Here is an 18,099-nt window from a genome sequence, read left to right as displayed (position 1 = left end):
GGACGTCGCCGTCCATGGTCGGGAACGTCACCCGCAGGTCGTCCACCCGGACGACGGGCTCGGGTGCGGATTCGCTCATCGGGGACGCCTCTGCTCTCTGGGGCCGAAGTCGTGGTCACGAGGGCGGTGCGCTAGTGGATGCGCACGCGCGGGTCGATCAACGGGTAGATCAGGTCGACGACCAGGTTGCAGACGACGATGAAGAACGCGCCGAAAAGGGTCACCCCGAGGATGACCGGCAGGTCGCTCTGGGTGATGGCGTTCACCGCGTACCGGCCGATGCCGTTGAGGGAGAACACCTGCTCGGTCAGGACCGCTCCTCCCAGGACCAGGCCCAGGTCCAGGCCGAAGATCGTCACGATGGGGGTCAGCGTGGGACGCAGGGCGTGCTTGAGCACCACCTTGCCCTCGCTCAGCCCCTTGGCGCGGGCGGTGCGGATGTAGTCCTCGCCCAGCACCTCCAGCATGCCCGCCCGGGTCTGGCGGGCGTACATGGCGGCGTGCAGGAACGCCAGCGTCAACCAGGGCAGGAACATCCCCGCGGCCCAGGCCAGGGGGTCCACGGTGAGGGGGACGTAGCGCGGGGTCTGGAACCAGCCCCAGGAGTGCACCGGGAAGGCCAGCACCAGCAGACCGGTGAAGAAGATGGGCAGGGACACGCCGGCCAGGGCGATCGCCATCGCGACCCGGTCGAAGAGGCTGCCCTTCCACACGGCGGAGATCACGCCGACCGCGATACCGCCGACGAGCCAGATGACGCCCGCGCCCAGAGCCAGCGAGAACGTGACCGGCAGGCGGGCCACGATCTCGGGGAAGACCTCCTGGTAGGTCTGGAAGGAGTAACCGAAGCAGGGGGCCGAACACTCGATGGTGTCGCGGCCGAACCGGTACTCGGCGCCGAAGAAGATCCCGCGTACGAACTCGCCGAACTGCACGATGACCGGTTCGTCGAGGCCCAGGCGATCGATGGTGGCCTGGATCGCCTCGGGCGTGGGGGCCCGACCCACGTACATGGTCGCCAACTGCTCGGTGGTGCGGCCGGCCCACTTGGGCACCACGTAGAAGATCGCGAAGGTGACCATGGTGACCACGGCCAGGAGCAGCAGACCGGCGCCCAGACGGCGCAGGATGTAGGTCGGCAAGGCGCGTGTTCCTTCTGTCGTCGGGCCCGCCTCGGAGGGGGATTCGGCAGGGGCGCGAAGTCGCGACCCGAGACGACAAAGATAACGCAGCGCATTTGAATGATCACGCTTGATCACACGGCGTGTGGCCTGACCGGAAACGGGAGAACGCGGGCGCGGACCCGGGGAAGACCTGCGGGGCCCCGCTCACCCTTCCCCGGGGGCCGCCCTGCCCAGGGCGACGAGCGCCGCGGCCTCGGGGTGGTCGAACAGCTCGGCCTCCAGAACGCCCAGCACCCCCACGACATGGCCCCACGGCGCCCCGTGCGATTCCATCACCACCCGGGTCCACTCCAGGAACCGGGTGAACACCCGATCGTCGCCCACGTAGAGGGCCGCCAGAAGGAAGTCCAGGATGTGCGCGAGTTCCTCCACCGTACGGTCCAGGTCCGCCCCCTCCAGAACGCGCCCTCGGCCCCCATGGGCCTCCTCCGCGCTGCGCAGGCAGACGCCCATCAGACCCTTCCGTCGGCGCAGGATGGTCGTGTACTCGTCGCTGAACGGCAACGACGCGGGACCGCGCCGGACCGGGAACGGCGGCCCCTTCTCCAACAGGTCGGCGGCCTCGGTGGCGGTGGCGGCCCACAGCGAAGCGCCCATGCGCTCGGCCAGGGTGCCGTCGCCGCCGAAGCCCGCGCCGCCCACGATCGCCGGGACCCCGGTGCGCCGGGCCGCCTCGATCATGCCGTGCGCGGCGATCAGCCGCGAGGGCAGCGAGCAGCTCAGGGCGACGATGTCCGGCGAGTACTCCTGAAGGTGCAGGGCCAGGTGCCGGGTCCGGACGCTCGCCCCCAGGAACCGGACCCGCCAACCGCGCAGCCGCAACACCTCGCCCATGAGGCGGGCGGGCAGGCTGTGCCACTCCCCGTCGGCGCAGACGACCACGACGACGCCGCGCGGCGTCGCGGCCTCGGTCGCGTGCTCGGTGATCAGGGCGGTGGCGCGTTCGCCCATGTAGGTCGCCGCGTGCTCGCGGGCCACACTCCAGTCGTCGGTCTGCCAGAGCAGGCCCACACGCCGCTGGGCCCAGGCCACGACCTCCAGAAGAAGCGTCTCGGGATCGTCTCCGCGGGCCAGGGCGCGGCGGACGACGTCCAGGGCCGTCGCCTCGTCCATCGCGGTGACCGCCTCGAAGTAGGCGTCCCGGGTCCGGTCGAGCCCGGACGCGGGGGGCTCCGCGGCGCTGCCCGACATCAGGAGGTACCCGGGGTGGCCACGGCCTGGAGCACCAGGACCGTGATGTCGTCGTGTTCGGCTCCGCCCAACCAGTCGCCCACCGCCTGGGCGACCCGGTCGGCGATGGCCGGGGCGGGCATGCCGCCGCACTCGGCCAGTAGGCGGGCCAGTCTCTCCTCCCCGAGCATCTCCCCGTCCAGCAGGGGGTTGCGGGCCTCGGTGACCCCGTCGCTGTACACCACCATGGCCTCCCCCGAGGCCAGGTCGGTCTCGGCCTCGCGGAAGACCGCCTCCTCGATCGCGCCGACGAAGATCCCGCCCGGCGCGAACTCCCGGACCGTGCCGTCGACCCCCACCACCAGGGGGGCGGGGTGACCGCCCCCCGCCGCGCGAATCCGCAGCCCTCCGCCGGGCAGCGGCCGTGCCGTGCCCAGCACCATGGTGCTGAACTTCTCCGGGTCGGTGCGCAGGAGCAGGACGTTGAGCAGCTCCAACAGGCGCAGCGGCGCGGTCTCCACCAGACGCAGCGCCTGGAGGGACTGGCGGATGAGCCCGGTGAGCACGGCGGCGTCGTTGCCCTTGCCGCACACGTCCCCGAAGGAGAAGTGGATCAGGTCCCCCGCGTCCTCCACCTCGTAGAAGTCGCCGCCGATGCGCTCGGCCTCGAACGCCGAGCGGAAGGAGGAGCCCAGCTCCACCCGGTCCACCCGAGGCAGCGGTTCGGGCACCAAGGCGGCCTTGAGGGTGGTGGCGGTCCGTGCCTGGTACTGGTAGAGGTGGGCCGATCCCAGCGCGGAGCCGACCCTCTCGGCGTACTCGGAGAGCAGGTCCGCCTCCGACGGGGTGAAGCGGCCGTACCGGCGATACCAGAGCAGGGCACCGAACGCGCCCGCGAGGCCGGGCAGGGGGACCACCCGGATCTGACCCGAGATCTCCCGTCCGGTCACCTCGCGCAGCAGCCCTTCCGCCGGGTCTCCAGGGGGGAGGTCCACGGCGTCCGGACCGGATTCCGCCCCCTCGGTCAGCCACGGGGCGGCCGAGGCGGTCTCGGCGGACCAGCGTCCGCGCACCACCACGCCGTCACCGCCGTTCTCCCGACCGGACACCCCGGCCGTCCACCGCGGCGAACCGCCGGGGCGACCGGCGAAGAGCACGCAGACGTCGGCGATGGAGTCGAGCGGCAGGCGGACCGCCCGTTCGGTGAGGCGTTCGGGATGCAGCACCCCCGCCAGTCCGCGGAGGGACTCGCGCACCAGCGCGATACCCGACGGGTCGGACCGCAGGGTCGAGACGACCGACCGGAAGGACGTGGGTCCTCCCCCGTCGGCCGACGGCACGGATTCATCGGTTCCGGGCGGCGGCAATACCTTGCTCCCCATGAAGGCGCGGGTGGGGCGGATGAACGGCGCACATCGCCATCACCCGCTCACGAGGGTGGGGACGACGCCGCCGGGACGGCCCCGGATGAGGGGACGGTCGCCCCTGTGATCGGAACGGTATCCGAGCACGGTTCTGTTCCCGGGCCGCACCGAGGAGCGGGGGCATGCCCCCTGGAGTGGTGTGACTTCCTCTCGGTCGCGTCCTCGCAGTTCATTCAGACAGACGACAGGGCTTGAACCGCTGCCGTGACCTCTTGGCCACGCCCACCGGGACGGACACCGGTGCCGCGCACCCGGGGACGGACCGGTGCGGAGCGCGGTCCGCCCTGACCCGGCCGACCCCACCACGGTCCCACCCCGACCGGTTCCAGGAACACCTCCGCCGACATGCCGACGTCACGCCCCGCCCGGGGCGACATCCGCGGCCTCCGGGGGTGGAGGCCGCCTCCGGTCTCCACCCCGAACTCATGAGGAGGTGGCGGCAGCCGCGACGATGACCTGCCAGAGATGGCCGTCCAGGTCTGCGCAGACACCCGTGTACCCCCACGGCTGCTGCTGAGGCTCCGCAACGATCTCACCCCCGGCCCGCCGGGCCCGCCCGATCACATCATCGACCGCGCTGTGTGCGCCGACCGTCAAACTCAGCAGCACTTCGTGCGACTTCGCCGGTGCGACCTCACGCCCTTCCCCCAGAACCCAGCCGAACCCTCCCGAAGGAATGAGCATCAGCCGCGTCCGCTCACCGATCTCGAACCGCAACGGCTCCGGCACCCCGTCCTCGGCCGGCTCGCCCAGCGCCTCGAACCCGAACACCTCCCGGTAGAACACCATCGCCCGCATCCGATCCGCGATCGGCAGGCTCAGAACGATCCCATCGACATCACCCGAGGACATGAGCACTCCCTTTCCCTACGTCTTCCGACCTCTCCCGTTCCGACCCCCATCCACCTTCGAACTCATCGCCCCCGCGCCCACATCTTTCACCTCGGCTGCCCCTTCGGGGCCTCCGCGCCCTCGTGCGCCCTACCGCGAGGCCACATGACGCGGAGCCAACGCTCCGCGTTGACGCAGGTCATCAAGCACGAGCGCCGCGCACGCGGGGATGATCCCGGGTGCGCGGCACGGTGGTCGTCGCGGGAGGGCCGAGCCCCGCGTACGCGGGAACGGTCCCGCTGTCCTACCTACTGGTTCTCACTCCCGGGTGGTGCCCAGCGACATGTAGTCGTACATCGAGTAACCCGCGTGGTAGTACACGTTGGTGAGGTTCGGCGGCCGGTACATCACCGTGCGCTCGAACACCGCCGGCAGGATGACGGCCTGTTCCATGGCCCGCTCGTCGATCCGTGTGTAGATCGAGGCCCGCTCCTCGGGGTCCTCGATCGTGACGACCTCGTCGAACCAGCCGTTGACCTCGTCGTCGTCGAACTCGGAGATGTTGGAGTTGCCCGCGTCCTGGATGGCGTCGCCGTCCAGGATCTTGCTCATGAAGCCGTAGCCGCTGGCCCAGTCCGGGGCCCAGCCGTAGACCGTCAGCCCCAGGTCGTTCTCGTGGACGAAGTCCGGGGAACCGGCCTGGGTGTTGGTGTAGGTGTCGGACGGGTACTGCTTGATCTCGACCTCGATGCCCACGCGCTCCAGAGCCTGCTGAACGGCCTCGGCGGTGCTCACATCCGAGGGCCGGTCCGCGCGGGCGCCGATGGAGGTCGAGAAGCCGTCGGGCCGCCCGCACTCCTCCAGCTTCTCGCGGGCCATCTCCAGGTCGCCCTTGTCGTCGTCGGACGGGTAGGGGTCGATGTCCGGGTCGGCGCCGGGCAGGGCCGAGGGCATGATCTGGGTGGCGATGTCCCCACCGCTGTCACCGCCCCAGGCGCGGTGCAGGGCGTCGCGGTCGGCCGCGTACATGACCGCCTGGCGGCAGGCCGGGTCGTTCAGCGGCTCGACCACGGTGCTGATGTTGACGTACCGCAGGGTGTTGGTCTGCGGGTTGTCCACGCTGACACGACGGGCGTCATCGGTGATGAGGCTGCCGCGCATCGCCGGGCCCACGCCGACACCGGCCATGTCCACGTCGAGTTCGCCGTTGACCAGGCGCTGGTCGATCTCGTTCTGGTCGACGCCCAGCTGCACCTCGATGCGGTCGGGCAGCGCCTCGCGGGTGGGGTCGGTGGAGGCGTCCCACTGGTCGTTGCGGACCAGGTTCAGTGACACGCCCGGCCGGTACTCCCCGTCGAACTTGTAGGGACCCGAGGAGACGACCTGGCTCTGGTACTGCTCACCGCGGTCGGCGTCCGGCGGTACCGGCGCGGTCTGCGGCTGGATGAGGACGTACGGGAACTCCGAGAAGCTCTTGTTGAGACGGAAGACCAGGGTGTGGTCGTCCGGGGTCTCGATGCCGTCGAAGCCGTCCAGGGGGTCGCCCTCGGCGGCGTAGGGCCCCTCGTAGTCCTCGCTGTCCGCCAGGAGCTGCTGGAAGTACTTGGGCCCGTTGGGCAGGGCCTGGTCGCCGAAGTTGCTGCGGGCGATCGCGTACTTGACGTCCTGGGCGGTGATGTCCGACCCGTCCTCGTACCTCAGCCCCTGTTTGAGGCGGACGGTCCACTCGGTGGAGTCCTCGTTGGCCTCGGGCAGCGCCTCGGCCAGGTCGGGCTGGAGTTCGGTGCCGGCCTCGCCCGGGGCCTCGGTGTAGGTGAGCAGGGTGCGCGCGTAGTAGCGGGTGAAGTTCCAGCTGAACGCGTAGTAGGTGTTGCCGGGGTCCGGGGAGTCGAAGTCCGCGGAGATGGCGTACCGGAGGGTGCCGCCGGTCTGGTCGGACGGATTGACGACCTCCGCCTCCGCCTGGTTGAACTCGGCGTCGACCTCCCCTCCGCCGCCGCCTCCGCCCCCGCCGCCGCACGCGGTCAGCATCAGGACCAGGGCCGTGCCGACGGCCGCGGGAGCCGCGTGTCGGCGCCCCCGGAACGTCGCGGGTGTGCCGTGGTGGGTGTTCACCTTGCCTCCAGGATCGGGTTGCTGCGGGAACCGTGCGGAGCACGGTCGAGAACCGGGTCCGCCCGCCGCGTACGGCGAACGGGCGGGTCCGTCAGTCGGAGGAACGCGGGTCGAAGGCGTCGCGCAGGCCGTCACCGAACAGGTTGAAGGCGAGCACGGTGATGAAGATGGCCAGGCCCGGGATGATCACGAAGTGCGGAGCGATGGTGTAGAAGCGCAGAGCGTTCTCCAACATGCCGCCCCAGGTGGCCGTGGGCGGGTTGACGCCGACGCCGAGGAAGCTCAGGGCCGCCTCGAAGAGGATGTTCGTGGGGATGAGCAGTGTGGAGTAGACGAGGATGGGGGTGACGAGGTTGGGCAGGATCTCCCGGAAGACGATGTGGGGGCTTCCCGCGCCGAGGCTGCGGGCGGCCTCGATGAACTCGCGCTCCTTGAGGGTCAGGGTCTGCCCGCGCACGATGCGGCCGATGTAGGGCCAGTTGAAGAAGCCGATGATGAAGATCAGGACACCGATGCGCAGTCCGTTGCCGGTGAGGCCGAACGCTCCGTCGGGGATGACGCCGACCAGGGCGATGGCGAACAGCAGCAGCGGGAAGGCCAGGAAGATGTCCATGGCCCGGCTGATGACGGTGTCGACCCAGCCGCCGAAGTAACCGGCGACGACGCCGAGAACGGTGCCGATGACGACGCACACGACGGTGGCGACGGTGGCGACCAGGAGAGAGGTGCGGGCGCCGTGGACGATACGGCTGAAGAGGTCGCGGCCGTTGACGGGCTCGACGCCCAGGAGGTGATCGGCGCCGATGCCGCCCCAGGGGTCCAGCATCCCCGGCACGGGGTCGTCGGGGTCGAGCAGGACGCCGCCGGTGGCCGGGTCGATCATCTGCTGGTTGAACTGGTTGGGCGGGTGGCCGAACCAGGCGGTCAGCAGCGGGGCGAAGATCGCGACGAGGATGAGCAGGATGACGACGATCCCGCCGGCCATACCGACCTTGTCCTTGCGGAACCGTTGCCAGGCGATCTGGCGCAGGGATCGGCTCGCGGCGTTCTTCGCCCCGGCGACCACCGCTTCGGGGTCGGCGTGCTGGGAGGACTCCGGCGCGTCCATCGGCGCGGTCATGTGCGGCACTGCCCCCGTAGATCGCTTTACGTAGTAGATCGACTACGTAGAGCTTGCACGAATGGCGTGTCCATTTCCAACATCCGCGCCGACCGCAGGGCACCGTCCCCGTCCGCGCCCGGGTGGTGTCCCGCCGACCCGTCGGCGTCGGACCCTCGGCCTCCTCACGACCCCGGGCACACCACCGGCCGGGGACCCTGGGGTCCCCGGCCGGCGCCGACCCGAACGGCCGACACGTCGTCTCCCCGGCGGCCGGTCGACCCTCCGCGCACCCCGGGCGGGGACGCGCGGGACCCCGCGCCCCGTTCCCCACCGGATGGGGAACGGCAGGAAAGAGTGCTTCGAAAAGGAGGGCGGAAAGGAAGCGGTGCGCGCGAGGAGCACACGGAAAAGGACGGCGCGCGAAAAGGGGTCCGTCAGACCATGCACTGCCCGCTGGTGCGGCTCAGGTACTGGTTGGAGGCCCAGCGGTTGGTCCCGGCGAGCTGGCGGAACCCGTTCTGGACCGTGGAGGTGGCCGACACGATGGAGTTGATGCCCAGCCAGCCGACGGCGGGGTGGTTGGTGCCGGGGCCGCTGCGGACGCGCAGCCCGTCGACGGTGACACGGTAGGGGCACAGGACCTGGGAGGCCGAGGCCTCCTGGGGGGCGGCGGTGGCCTGCGCCGGGGAGGCCAACGCCAGACCACCGACGACGGTGACGGCGGACAGGGCGATCGCGGCGAGCGAGCGTGAGAGCGAACGCTTGGGGGGCGTGGTCACGATGATCCTCCGAAGATCATGGGAAAAAGCGGGAAGGCATTTCCATCCACCGGTACCGGAAACGATTCCGACGGACCCTTGGAACCGTAACGGCAATGCACCGCTCAATGCTTGAATTGTCCGGCTCAGGTCATGATGTTTCATCATTGGACCGTTTCTCTGAGCAGAACGGGACCCTTCCCGGCACGACCCACCTGCCCTCCTCACCCACGGCGAGGATTTAACGACGGCGTTCTCCCCCCACGTGTCCTGACCGAAAAACACGATCCCTTTCGGCTCCCGGTACCTTCTCCTGTGGCGGCGCCCCTGTACGGCCGTTGTCCCAGCGCACCGCCTCCGGCGCACGGCACCCACCCGGACCCGCGTCCCCCGCGCGCGGCACACCCGCCCGCCCTGTCGCGTCCCGGCCGCGCTCCGAGCGGTTCCGACCGCACGAGCGTCGAAGACGCGCACCATCCACACGGACCGGCACCCCGCGTGGGGCCCGACGCTCCCTTCCACCGGAGCCCCGAACACGTCGCGGGCCGCGCTCGCGTCCCCACGGGAGGGGAGGGTCGCGGCCCACGCCCGTCATCACGCGGTCCGCGCGATGACGGGGCTAACGCCCGCGCAGTGTGCGGTACCGGGCCACCAGGGCGGCCGTGGAGGCGTCCAGTCCCGATACCTCGGCCCCCTCGGTGAGCGCGGGTTCGACCCGCTTGGCCAGCACCTTGCCCAGCTGCACCCCCCACTGGTCGAAGGAGTTGATGTTCCACACCGCCCCCTGCACGAAGACCTTGTGCTCGTACAGGGCGACCAGTTGCCCCAGCACCGATGGGCTGAGCCGCTCCGCCAGGATCGTGGTGGTGGGGTGCCCGCCCGCGAAGGTACGGTGCGGGACCAGTTCGGCCGACACCCCTTCGGCGGCGACCTCCTCGGCGGTCTTACCGAAGGCCAACGCCTGCCCCTGGGCGAACATGTTGGCCATGAGCAGGTCGTGCTGGGGCACCAGGGCCTCGGGCAGGTCGGGGGCCGGCTCGGCGAACCCGATGAGGTCGGCGGGCACGAACCGGGTCCCCTGGTGCAGCAGCTGGAAGTAGGCGTGCTGTCCGTTGGTGCCCGGGGTGCCCCACACGATCGGCCCGGTCTCCCAGGTGACCGGCCGCCCGTCGCGCTGCACCGACTTGCCGTTGGACTCCATGTCCAGCTGCTGGAGGTAGGCCGGGAACCGCGCCATGTGATGGGCGTAGGGCAGCACCGCGTGGCTCTCCGCCCCCCAGAAACCGCCGTACCAGACCCCGATGAGCCCCAGCAGGAACGGCAGGTTGCGCTCGATGGGCGCGGTCGCGAAGTGGGTGTCCATCAGATGGAACCCTGCGAGCATCTCCCGGAACCGCTCGGGACCGATGGCGATCATCAGCGACAGCCCGATGGCCGAGTCATAGGAGTAGCGACCGCCCACCCAGTCCCAGAAACCGAACATGTGGTCGGTGTCGATCCCGAACCGGGTCACCTCCTCGGTGTTGGTGGACACCGCCACGAAGTGCCGGGAGACGGCCTCCTCCGCACCCAGTCCATCCACCAGCCATCGGCGGGCGACGGTGGCGTTGGTGATGGTCTCGATCGTGGTGAAGGTCTTGGAGGAGATCACGAACAGTGTGGTGGCGGGGTCGGCGTCCACCAGCGCCTCGTGCAGGTCGGCGCCGTCGACGTTGGACACGAACCGGAACTCCAGCCCCCGGTCGGTGTAGGGGCGCAACGCGTCGTAGGCCATGGCCGGGCCCAGGTCGGAGCCGCCGATACCGATGTTGACGACCCGCCGCACGGGCAGCCCGGTGTGCCCGACCCAGCGCCGGGAGCGCACCTCGTCGGCGAACTCCGTCATCCGGTCCAGGACCTCGTGCACCCCGGGGACCACGTCGTGGCCGTCGACCTCGATGACCGCCGAACGGGGGGCGCGCAGGGCGGTGTGCAGCACGGCCCGGTCCTCGGTGAGGTTGATGTGCTCGCCGCGCAGCATGGCGTCGCGCAGTTCGGCGACCCGGGTCGCCTCGGCCAGGTCCACCAGGAGACGCAGGGTCTCGTCGGTGAGGAGGTTCTTGGAGTAGTCGACGTGCAGGCCGCCGACGTCGAGGGTGAAACGGTCGGCCCGCGCGGGGTCGGCGTCGAACAGGTCGCGCGGACGCGTGCCGGTCAGCCGGGCCCGGTGCCCGGCCAGGGCCGTCCACTGGTCCCGTCGGTCCAGGGCGATGGCCGCGCGGGCACGCTCTCCGGGGCCCTCTGCGCGGGGGAGGGGTGTGGCAGACATCCGGTCGCTCCTCGTCGTCCGTAAGGTCCAGGTGCGGGGCGAGGGACACGTGTGCTCGGTCCGCGCCGTGCGCTCCGCGTTGCGGCTGTGATCCTTACCCTGCCACGTCCGGAGCCGAACGCGGGGTTTTCCACAGGTCCTCCCCGATCCGTCCCATCGGATGGGACGGATCAGCCCGGACCGACGCCCTCGCGCTCGCGTCGCAACGACGCCACCTCGGCCCGCAGGGCGCGCAGTTCGGCGAGGATGAGGCGCTGTCCCTCGGGGCCTTCGTCGTCGGGTCCGGAACCGCCGTGGCCGGCCCGGCCCTCGCCACCGCCCCGGGGCGGCTCGTCGTCGTCCCGTTCGAGGGCCTCCACCGCAACGGCGATGAACAGGTTGAGGGCCACCAGTGTCGACACGAGCACGAAGACGACGAAGAACACCCACGCCATCGGCTCGTGCTCCATCACGTCCTTGGCGATGGTGCCCCATCCGTCGGCGGTGGCGATCTGGAACAGCGTGAACAGGGAGGTGGGCAGGTCCGCGAAGTACTGCGGGGAGACCTCCGCGAACAGCCGGGTCGCCATCACCGCCGACACGTACAGCAGCAGGACCACCAGGAACAGGATCGACATCATGCCGGGCATCGCCCGGAACAGCCCGGCGACGACGTGGCGCAGGCTGGGGATGACGGAGAGCAGGCGCAGGACCCGCAGCACACGGAGCACCCGCAGGACCGCGAACGGTCCGGAGGCCGGCAGCAGGGCGATGCCGACGATGACGAGGTCGAACCAGCTCCACGGGTCGCGGAAGAACGCCGCGCGGTGGGCGAACATCCGCAGGGCCAGTTCCACCACGAAAAGGGCGAGGATGCACAGGTCGATGGCGTGCAGGAGCCCTCCGTGGGCGGCCATGACCCTCGTGGAGGTCTCCACGCCCAGGATGACGCCGTTGACGAGGATGAGGGAGACGACCGTGCCCTGGAACCAGGAGGCGTCGACGATCGTACGGACCCGTTCGCGCGCTGTCACGGGGAAGGGGGCTCCGTTCCTGTGGTGGGGGGTGGGCCGCAGAATCCTACCGTCCGTAACGGACGGCCGTTCCCCTCTCGTCCCGCTCCGTCCCGCTCGGAACTGGAATCCCCCGCTCCGAACAGGCATGATCGAAGGTCCAGGGATGACCGAGGGTGAGGGGGCCGCCGGTGGTCGGATCAACCGAGGAGTACCCGGACCGGAACCGGGACGAGGACATCGACGACGTCGACGCCGACATGGACGTGGGCGCCCCGAACCAGGACAGCGTGGTGGCCGGGTACCTGCTCGATCATCCCTACGGTCTGCGGATCGAGGAGATCGAGGACCAGGGCGCTCTGGGGATCGGTGCCGAGTTGCGCCGGGAGGTGCCCGAGCAGGCGCCCGAGCCCGAGGAGGAGACGCCTCCCACGTCGCGGCGCGAGGATCTGGCACGGGTGCTGCGGGCCGAGGAGTTCGCCGAGAGGTTGCGCGAGCGCGGAATGTGACGACGCGGGTGCGGCCCGGCCCGACGGTTCCGGAGCGCGCCGGGTCTACCGGTCCCGGGTCTCCCGGGTCGCCAGTTCCGCGGTGAGCCACCGCTCCACCCGCATGACGTGGACGGTGGCGGCGGCGCGGGCGGCCTCGGGGTCGCGGGCCAGCAGGGCCTCGTGGATGCGCCGGTGATCCTCGCGCAGCGCGTCGGTGAACCCGGCCTCGCGGTGGCCGGCCCACACACGGGCGTTGAACGTCCGTGAGGACAGACCGTCGTTGACGGCGGCCAGGGTGGCGTTGCCGGTGCCGGCCACGATCGCCTGGTGGAAGCCGAGGTCGGCGGTCACCGTGTCGGCGGCCGTGGCGGGGTCGCCGTCGATGCGGTCCAAAAGCGCGCCGATCCGCTCCAGGTCGGCGTCGGTGGCGCGGGCGGCGGCCAGGGCGGTGGCGGCGGGTTCGATGATCCTGCGGACCTGGAGGACTTCCAGGAGCGTCTCACCGCCGGAGACCTCGGCCAGCACGGAGAAGGTCTCCAGCAGGTCGGCGGGGCGCAGCGCGGTGACGTAGACGCCCGCTCCGTGGCGGGCCTCCAGGACTCCCAGGGTGGTCAGGGAACGGATGGCCTCGCGCATGGAGCTGCGGGAGACGCCCAGGCGGGCGGACAGGTCGCGCTCGGTGGGCAGGCGTTGACCGGGGCCGACCTCCCCGGAGGAGATCATCTCCTTGATGCGCTCGACGGCCCGCCGTGTGACCGAGGTGCGCTCGGAGTCGGAACCGTCCACGACACCCCCCGTCCGCAGAGTGCGGGCCGCCGCGCGACCTCTGACACCCTGCACGCGAAAGTGATCATACCAATCTGGACGACCACCCCTTGCCGTCCCTCGAAAAGACGAGTTCCTTGCCGCTTTTCGCCCACATGTGCAAAAGTGGTCAGACCACTGAGAGGCTCGTGGCGAGCGGTACGCCCGCCGATCCGGCGCGGCGCGAAGGAGGCACATGAGGGTCGCGTTGTTCATCACCTGTGTCAACGACACACTCTTCCCCGACACCGGACGGGCGGTGGTGCGCCTCCTGGAGCGGCTGGGTCACGAGGTGGTCTTCCCCGAAGGCCAGACCTGCTGCGGGCAGATGCACTACAACACCGGCTACCGGCGTCCGGCGAGCAGGCTCGCCGTGCGGTTCGTGCGGACCTTCGAGGACGCCGACGCCGTCGTGGTGCCCTCGGGCTCCTGCGCGGCCATGATCCGCGACAACTACCCGCGTCTGGGCGGGAGCGGCAGCCGCCTCTCCCGCAAGGTCGCCGCGCTGACCCCCCGCGTGTACGACCTCACCGAGTTCCTCGTCGACGTTCTGGGCGTCACCGACGTGGGCGCCTACTACCCGCACAAGGTCGTCTACCACCCCACCTGCCACGGACTGCGCATGCTCGGGCTGGGCGACCGCCCCTACGAGCTGCTGCGCGCGGTGCGCGGTCTGGACCTGGTGGAACTGCCCGGGGCCGCCGAGTGCTGCGGGTTCGGCGGCACGTTCGCGGTCAAGAACGGCGACGTCTCCTCGGCCATGGGCGCCGACAAGGCCCGCCACGCGCTGGAGACCGGGGCCGAGGTGCTGTGCGCCGTGGACAACTCCTGCCTGATGCACATCGGCGGCGTCCTGTCGCGCCAGCGCGCCGGCATGCGGATCGCGCACATCGCGGAGATCCTGGCGAGCACGGAGAAGGACTTCCGGAGCGACACCCGCGACCGGACCGACAAGGAGGAGGCGACCCGATGAGCGACGCCACGTTCCTGGGCATGCCGCCCTTCCCCGAGGCGGCCCGCACCGCCGTCAAGGACTCCCGGCTGCGCTACAACCTGCGCAAGGCCACCCACACCATCCGCGACAAACGCGCCCACGTGGTGGACGAGATGGGCGACGACTGGGCCCGGCTGCGCACCGAGGGCGCGGCCGTCAAGACGCACACCCTGCGCCACCTCGACCGTTACCTCGAACAGCTGGAGGCCTCGGTGAGCCGCGCGGGCGGGCACGTCCACTGGGCCTCCGACGCCGCCGAGGCCAACCGGATCGTCACCGCCCTGGTCAAGGCCACCGGTGAGACCGACGTGGTCAAGGTCAAGTCGATGGCCACCCAGGAGATCGAGCTCAACAACGCGTTGGCGGCCGAGGGCATCACCGCCTACGAGACCGACCTGGCCGAACTGATCGTCCAGCTCGGCAACGACCTGCCCTCGCACATCCTGGTCCCGGCCATCCACCTGGGACGCGCCCAGATCCGGGAGATCTTCCTGGAGCAGATGGCCGAGTGGGGCACCCCCGCTCCCCCCGGGCTGACCGACGACCCCCGGGCGTTGGCCGAGGCGGCCCGGGCCCACCTGCGCGAACGGTTCCTGCGCACCCGCACGGCCATCTCGGGCGCCAACTTCGCGGTGGCCGACTCGGGCACGCTCGTGGTGCTGGAGTCGGAGGGCAACGGGCGCATGTGCCTGACCCTGCCGCAGACCCTCATCTCGGTGGTGGGCATCGAGAAGATCGTTCCGACCTGGGACGACCTGGAGGTGTTCATGCAGCTGCTGCCGCGATCGTCCACCGGCGAGCGGATGAACCCCTATACCTCGACCTGGACGGGTGTGACACCGGGCGACGGCCCCCAGGAGTTCCACCTGGTGCTGCTCGACAACGGCCGCACCGACGTACTGGCCGACACCGTGGGCCGCCAGGCGCTGCGCTGCATCCGCTGTTCGGCCTGCCTGAACACCTGCCCGGTCTACGAGCGCACCGGCGGGCACTCCTACGGTTCGGTCTACCCGGGACCGATCGGCGCCATCCTCACGCCGCAGCTGCGCGGGATGGGGTCGGAGGTGGAGGAGTCCCTGCCCTACGCGTCGTCCCTGTGCGGCGCCTGCTACGAGGTGTGCCCGGTCGCGATCGACATCCCCGAGGTGCTGGTGCACCTGCGCGAGGAGGTCGCCGAGGGACACGGGCACCTGGGCGAGAAGACGCTGATGGCCGGCGCGGAGGCGGTGTTCTCGTCCTCGACCGCCCTGGGCGCGGTGCAGCGCGCCGCGGGGCTGGGCCGCACGCTGGTCCCGCGCCACCTTCCCGGGCTCGCGGGGGCCTGGACCGACACACGCGATGTCCCGGACGTGCCGGCCGAGTCGTTCCGCCGCTGGTGGAACGAGCGAGAGCGAGAGGAAGGCCGATGAGCGCCAAGGAAGCGATCCTGGCCCGGGTACGGGCCGCCCTGGCCGACGTGCCCGCCGACGAACCGCTGGAGCGCGCTCCGGACCGCGCCCATCTGGACTCCCACGGGGTCGGACCCACCCTGGACGTGCTGGAGGACCGGCTGATCGACTACAAGGCGCTCGTGCACCGGACCCCCGCCGACCGGGTGGGCGAGGAGATCGCGGCCGCCCTGGCCCGGCGCGGGGCCCGGCGCGTGGTGGTGCCCCCGGCCCTGCCCGGGGAGTGGCTGGCCGGGACCGGCATCGAGACCCTGACCGACTCCCGGGAGGAGCCGCTGACGGTGCGGGAGCTGGACGCCTCCGACGGAGTGATCACCGGGTGCGCCGTCGCGATCGCCGAGACCGGGACGATCGTCCTGGACGGCGGCCCCGATCAGGGTCGGCGCGCCATCACCCTGGTGCCCGACTACCACCTGTGCGTGGTGCGCGCCGACCAGGTGGTGGACGGGGTGCCCCAGGGGGTGCGCCTGTTGGACCCGGCCCGTCCGCTCACCTGGATCAGCGGGCCGTCGGCCACCAGCGACATCGAGCTGAACCGGGTGGAGGGGGTGCACGGCCCGCGCACCCTGGAGGTGCTGCTGGTGGAGGCCGCCACCTGAGATGCCCCGGACCGGTGGCCGACGCCACGGGGGACCCCGTGCACGCGCGGTCCGGCCCCTCCAGGGGTCCGGGCCGCGCCCGTTCAGCCCCGGGGGCTCCAGGTCGCCAAGAGCCGGTCCAACGGATCGGGGACGTCCTCCTGCTTGGCGAAGGGCGCCTGGTAGCGGGCTCCCGCCCCCTGCGGGGCGCGACGCCTCTTGGGCGCGGGGACCGCGACGACCGTCTCCGACTCCTCCCGGCCGCCCTCCCGGGACAGCGGGGCCTGATAGCGGGCCCCCTGCGCCGCGGGCCGTCGCCTTCTTCGGATCCAGGTGCGCATCGGGCCCGCTTCCCGTGGCGGCTCCTGCCGTTCGGTCCGTTCACCGGTCGCGGTGAACCACACCGGCAGTTCCTCCAGACCGTGCATCGACAGCGAGGGCCGCCGACGCAGATCGGCCGGTTCGACCGCCAGGACCATGCCGCGCAGCCGGTCCACGGCCATGTCGATGGCGGTGCGCACCATCTCCCGGGAGAAGGCGGTGGCCGGGCACCGGTGCGCGCCCGCCCCCCACGCCAGATGGGAGCGGTTGCCGGCCAGGGCCATCGCGTCGTCGCCGCCGCGCGACACCGACGGGTCGGTGTGCGCGGAGGCCAACCCGAACAGCAGCGGCTCGCCCTTGCGGATGTGCGCGCCCGAGAACCGGATGTCCATGGTGGAGTAGCGACCGGCCAGCACCTGGATGGGCGAGTCGGTCCACATGACGTAGTCGATGAAGTCCTCCGGTGTGAGGGTGCCGCCCAGGTAGGCGGTCCACACGTTGGGGTCCTCCAACAGCTTGAGCAGGGCGTTGCCGATGAGGTGGGTGGTGGGTTCGTGCCCGGTCGCCCACAGCATCGACAGTGCCTCGACCGCCTCCTCGTCGGTGAGCGCGTTGGGGTGCGCCAGTAGGTGTCCGACCAGGTCCTCGCCGGGTTCACGGCGCTTGCGCTCCACCAGACCGTGGAAGTAGCCGCGCACCGAGTCCCCGGCGTCCGCCGCCTCCCGCGGGTCCGCGCTCCACGAGCGTTCGGCGATGTCGGCCAGGAGCCGCCCGTACTCGTCCGGCAGTCCGAACAGCTCGTTGAAGACCATCGCGGGCAGCGGGGCCGCGTACTGACCGATGAGGTCGGCGCTGCCGTCGGCCGCGGCCCGGCCCAGCAGGTGCACGGCGGCGCGTTCGACCACCGGGACCAGCTGGGCGGTGCCGACCGCGGCCAGCGCCTCCACGATGGGGGCCCGGAGCCGCTGGTGCTCGGTGCCGTCGTGCCCCAGGGCCCCGCTGCGGGCCGGGGACCCGGCGGAACGCCAGGGACGCGGATCGGCCGAGAAGTAGGTCTGGTCCCGCAGCGCCTGGAGGTTCTCCTTGTAGCCCAGCAGGAGCCACCCGGGAACCCCCGGGCCCAGTTCCACCGGGACCAGTCCGCCGTGCCGTTCGCGCAACTGTCGCCAGGGCAGCTCTCCTCCCCGGTGCAGCGCGAGGGCGCCGTCCTCGCTGTAGGGGCAGCGGCCCGCCCCGTCTCCGCTCGCGGTTCCCTCATGGTCGGTGGGACCGGTGCCCTGGTGCATGGAGACTCCTCGGTGACTGCGGTTGAGGAGACGGTAGAACCGGGATGTTTCCGCAATGCTTCGGGTAGGAAAGTTCCACCTTTCCTCGACGGGCACCCGATCCCAGGAGAGGGCGAGTCCGGATTGGGAGGTATGGCGGACTTCGGGTCCTCTATCAGCCCTTACAGGATGCTCCGCACGTATACGCGGAAGCCACTCGCAGGCGCCGCTGACCGGCGATGTCGGGCCCCGTCCGTCGGGTTCCGGGTTCGGCCGCGAGCATTTCCCCTGGCGGGTGAAGTGATACGGGACAC

General features: G+C 71.0%; 15 protein-coding genes. 4 read left to right on the top strand and 11 right to left on the bottom strand.

Annotated elements, in window-relative coordinates:
• Positions 1–131: 131 nt before the first annotated feature.
• The 9 genes from PWG71_RS18380 to PWG71_RS18340 form a co-directional block, all read right to left on the bottom strand.
• Positions 132–1,142 (bottom strand): ABC transporter permease, encoded by a 1,011-nt coding sequence (locus PWG71_RS18380; protein ID WP_274811050.1) that lies wholly within the window; start codon positions 1,140–1,142, stop codon positions 132–134.
• A 186-nt stretch (positions 1,143–1,328) separates the two neighbouring features.
• Positions 1,329–2,375 carry a cobalamin B12-binding domain-containing protein gene (locus PWG71_RS18375; protein WP_274811048.1) on the bottom strand — a complete coding sequence of 349 codons (1,047 nt, stop codon included), beginning with the start codon at positions 2,373–2,375 and terminating at the stop codon, positions 1,329–1,331.
• The gene (locus PWG71_RS18370) at positions 2,375–3,736 is read right to left on the bottom strand and encodes a PP2C family protein-serine/threonine phosphatase (RefSeq protein WP_274811047.1); all 1,362 of its coding nucleotides are present in this window, start codon (positions 3,734–3,736) and stop codon (positions 2,375–2,377) included. The genes PWG71_RS18375 and PWG71_RS18370 overlap by 1 nt, the downstream gene beginning before the upstream one ends.
• A gap of 465 nt (positions 3,737–4,201) precedes the next feature.
• Positions 4,202–4,630 carry a VOC family protein gene (locus PWG71_RS18365; protein ID WP_274811046.1) on the bottom strand — a complete coding sequence of 143 codons (429 nt, stop codon included), beginning with the start codon at positions 4,628–4,630 and terminating at the stop codon, positions 4,202–4,204.
• Between the two features lie 297 nt (positions 4,631–4,927).
• Complete coding sequence (locus tag PWG71_RS18360; RefSeq protein ID WP_274811060.1) at positions 4,928–6,640, bottom strand: ABC transporter substrate-binding protein; 1,713 nt, start codon at positions 6,638–6,640, stop codon at positions 4,928–4,930.
• A gap of 175 nt (positions 6,641–6,815) precedes the next feature.
• Positions 6,816–7,844: an ABC transporter permease gene (locus PWG71_RS18355; protein ID WP_274811043.1), complete on the bottom strand. Its 1,029-nt coding sequence runs from the start codon at positions 7,842–7,844 to the stop codon at positions 6,816–6,818.
• A gap of 416 nt (positions 7,845–8,260) precedes the next feature.
• On the bottom strand, positions 8,261–8,605 hold the full coding sequence (locus tag PWG71_RS18350; RefSeq protein WP_274811042.1) for an SH3 domain-containing protein: 345 nt from the start codon (positions 8,603–8,605) through the stop codon (positions 8,261–8,263).
• A gap of 598 nt (positions 8,606–9,203) precedes the next feature.
• Positions 9,204–10,892 carry a glucose-6-phosphate isomerase gene (gene pgi / locus PWG71_RS18345; RefSeq protein ID WP_274811040.1) on the bottom strand — a complete coding sequence of 563 codons (1,689 nt, stop codon included), beginning with the start codon at positions 10,890–10,892 and terminating at the stop codon, positions 9,204–9,206.
• A gap of 170 nt (positions 10,893–11,062) precedes the next feature.
• Complete coding sequence (locus tag PWG71_RS18340) at positions 11,063–11,905, bottom strand: ion transporter (RefSeq protein ID WP_274811039.1); 843 nt, start codon at positions 11,903–11,905, stop codon at positions 11,063–11,065.
• Positions 11,906–12,075: 170 nt separating this feature from the next.
• Between PWG71_RS18340 and PWG71_RS18335 the strand changes: the two genes are divergently transcribed.
• Positions 12,076–12,393 (top strand): hypothetical protein, encoded by a 318-nt coding sequence (locus tag PWG71_RS18335; RefSeq protein WP_446725050.1) that lies wholly within the window; start codon positions 12,076–12,078, stop codon positions 12,391–12,393.
• Positions 12,394–12,438: 45 nt separating this feature from the next.
• Here PWG71_RS18335 and PWG71_RS18330 read toward each other — a convergent pair whose 3' ends face one another.
• Entirely contained in the window at positions 12,439–13,161 is a 723-nt protein-coding gene (locus PWG71_RS18330; RefSeq protein WP_274811037.1) for a FadR/GntR family transcriptional regulator, read from the bottom strand.
• A 214-nt stretch (positions 13,162–13,375) separates the two neighbouring features.
• Here PWG71_RS18330 and PWG71_RS18325 point away from each other — a divergent pair, with 214 nt between their 5' ends.
• The 3 genes from PWG71_RS18325 to PWG71_RS18315 are packed head-to-tail and all read left to right on the top strand — an operon-like array spanning position 13,376 to position 16,220.
• Entirely contained in the window at positions 13,376–14,152 is a 777-nt protein-coding gene (locus PWG71_RS18325; RefSeq protein WP_274811036.1) for a (Fe-S)-binding protein, read from the top strand.
• Positions 14,149–15,582 (top strand): lactate utilization protein B, encoded by a 1,434-nt coding sequence (locus tag PWG71_RS18320; RefSeq protein ID WP_274811035.1) that lies wholly within the window; start codon positions 14,149–14,151, stop codon positions 15,580–15,582. Before PWG71_RS18325 ends, PWG71_RS18320 begins: the two co-directional genes overlap by 4 nt.
• On the top strand, positions 15,579–16,220 hold the full coding sequence (locus PWG71_RS18315; RefSeq protein WP_274811034.1) for a LutC/YkgG family protein: 642 nt from the start codon (positions 15,579–15,581) through the stop codon (positions 16,218–16,220). The genes PWG71_RS18320 and PWG71_RS18315 overlap by 4 nt, the downstream gene beginning before the upstream one ends.
• An 83-nt stretch (positions 16,221–16,303) precedes the next feature.
• Here PWG71_RS18315 and PWG71_RS18310 read toward each other — a convergent pair whose 3' ends face one another.
• Positions 16,304–17,806: a cytochrome P450 gene (locus tag PWG71_RS18310; RefSeq protein ID WP_274811033.1), complete on the bottom strand. Its 1,503-nt coding sequence runs from the start codon at positions 17,804–17,806 to the stop codon at positions 16,304–16,306.
• Between the last annotated feature and the right edge of the window lie 293 nt (positions 17,807–18,099).

This window comes from Nocardiopsis sp. N85, assembly GCF_028882275.1.
Classification (GTDB): Bacteria; Actinomycetota; Actinomycetes; order Streptosporangiales; family Streptosporangiaceae; genus Nocardiopsis; species Nocardiopsis lambiniae.
The sequence above is the reverse complement of the archived record's forward strand: the minus strand, read 5'-3'. Positions and strand labels throughout refer to the sequence as shown.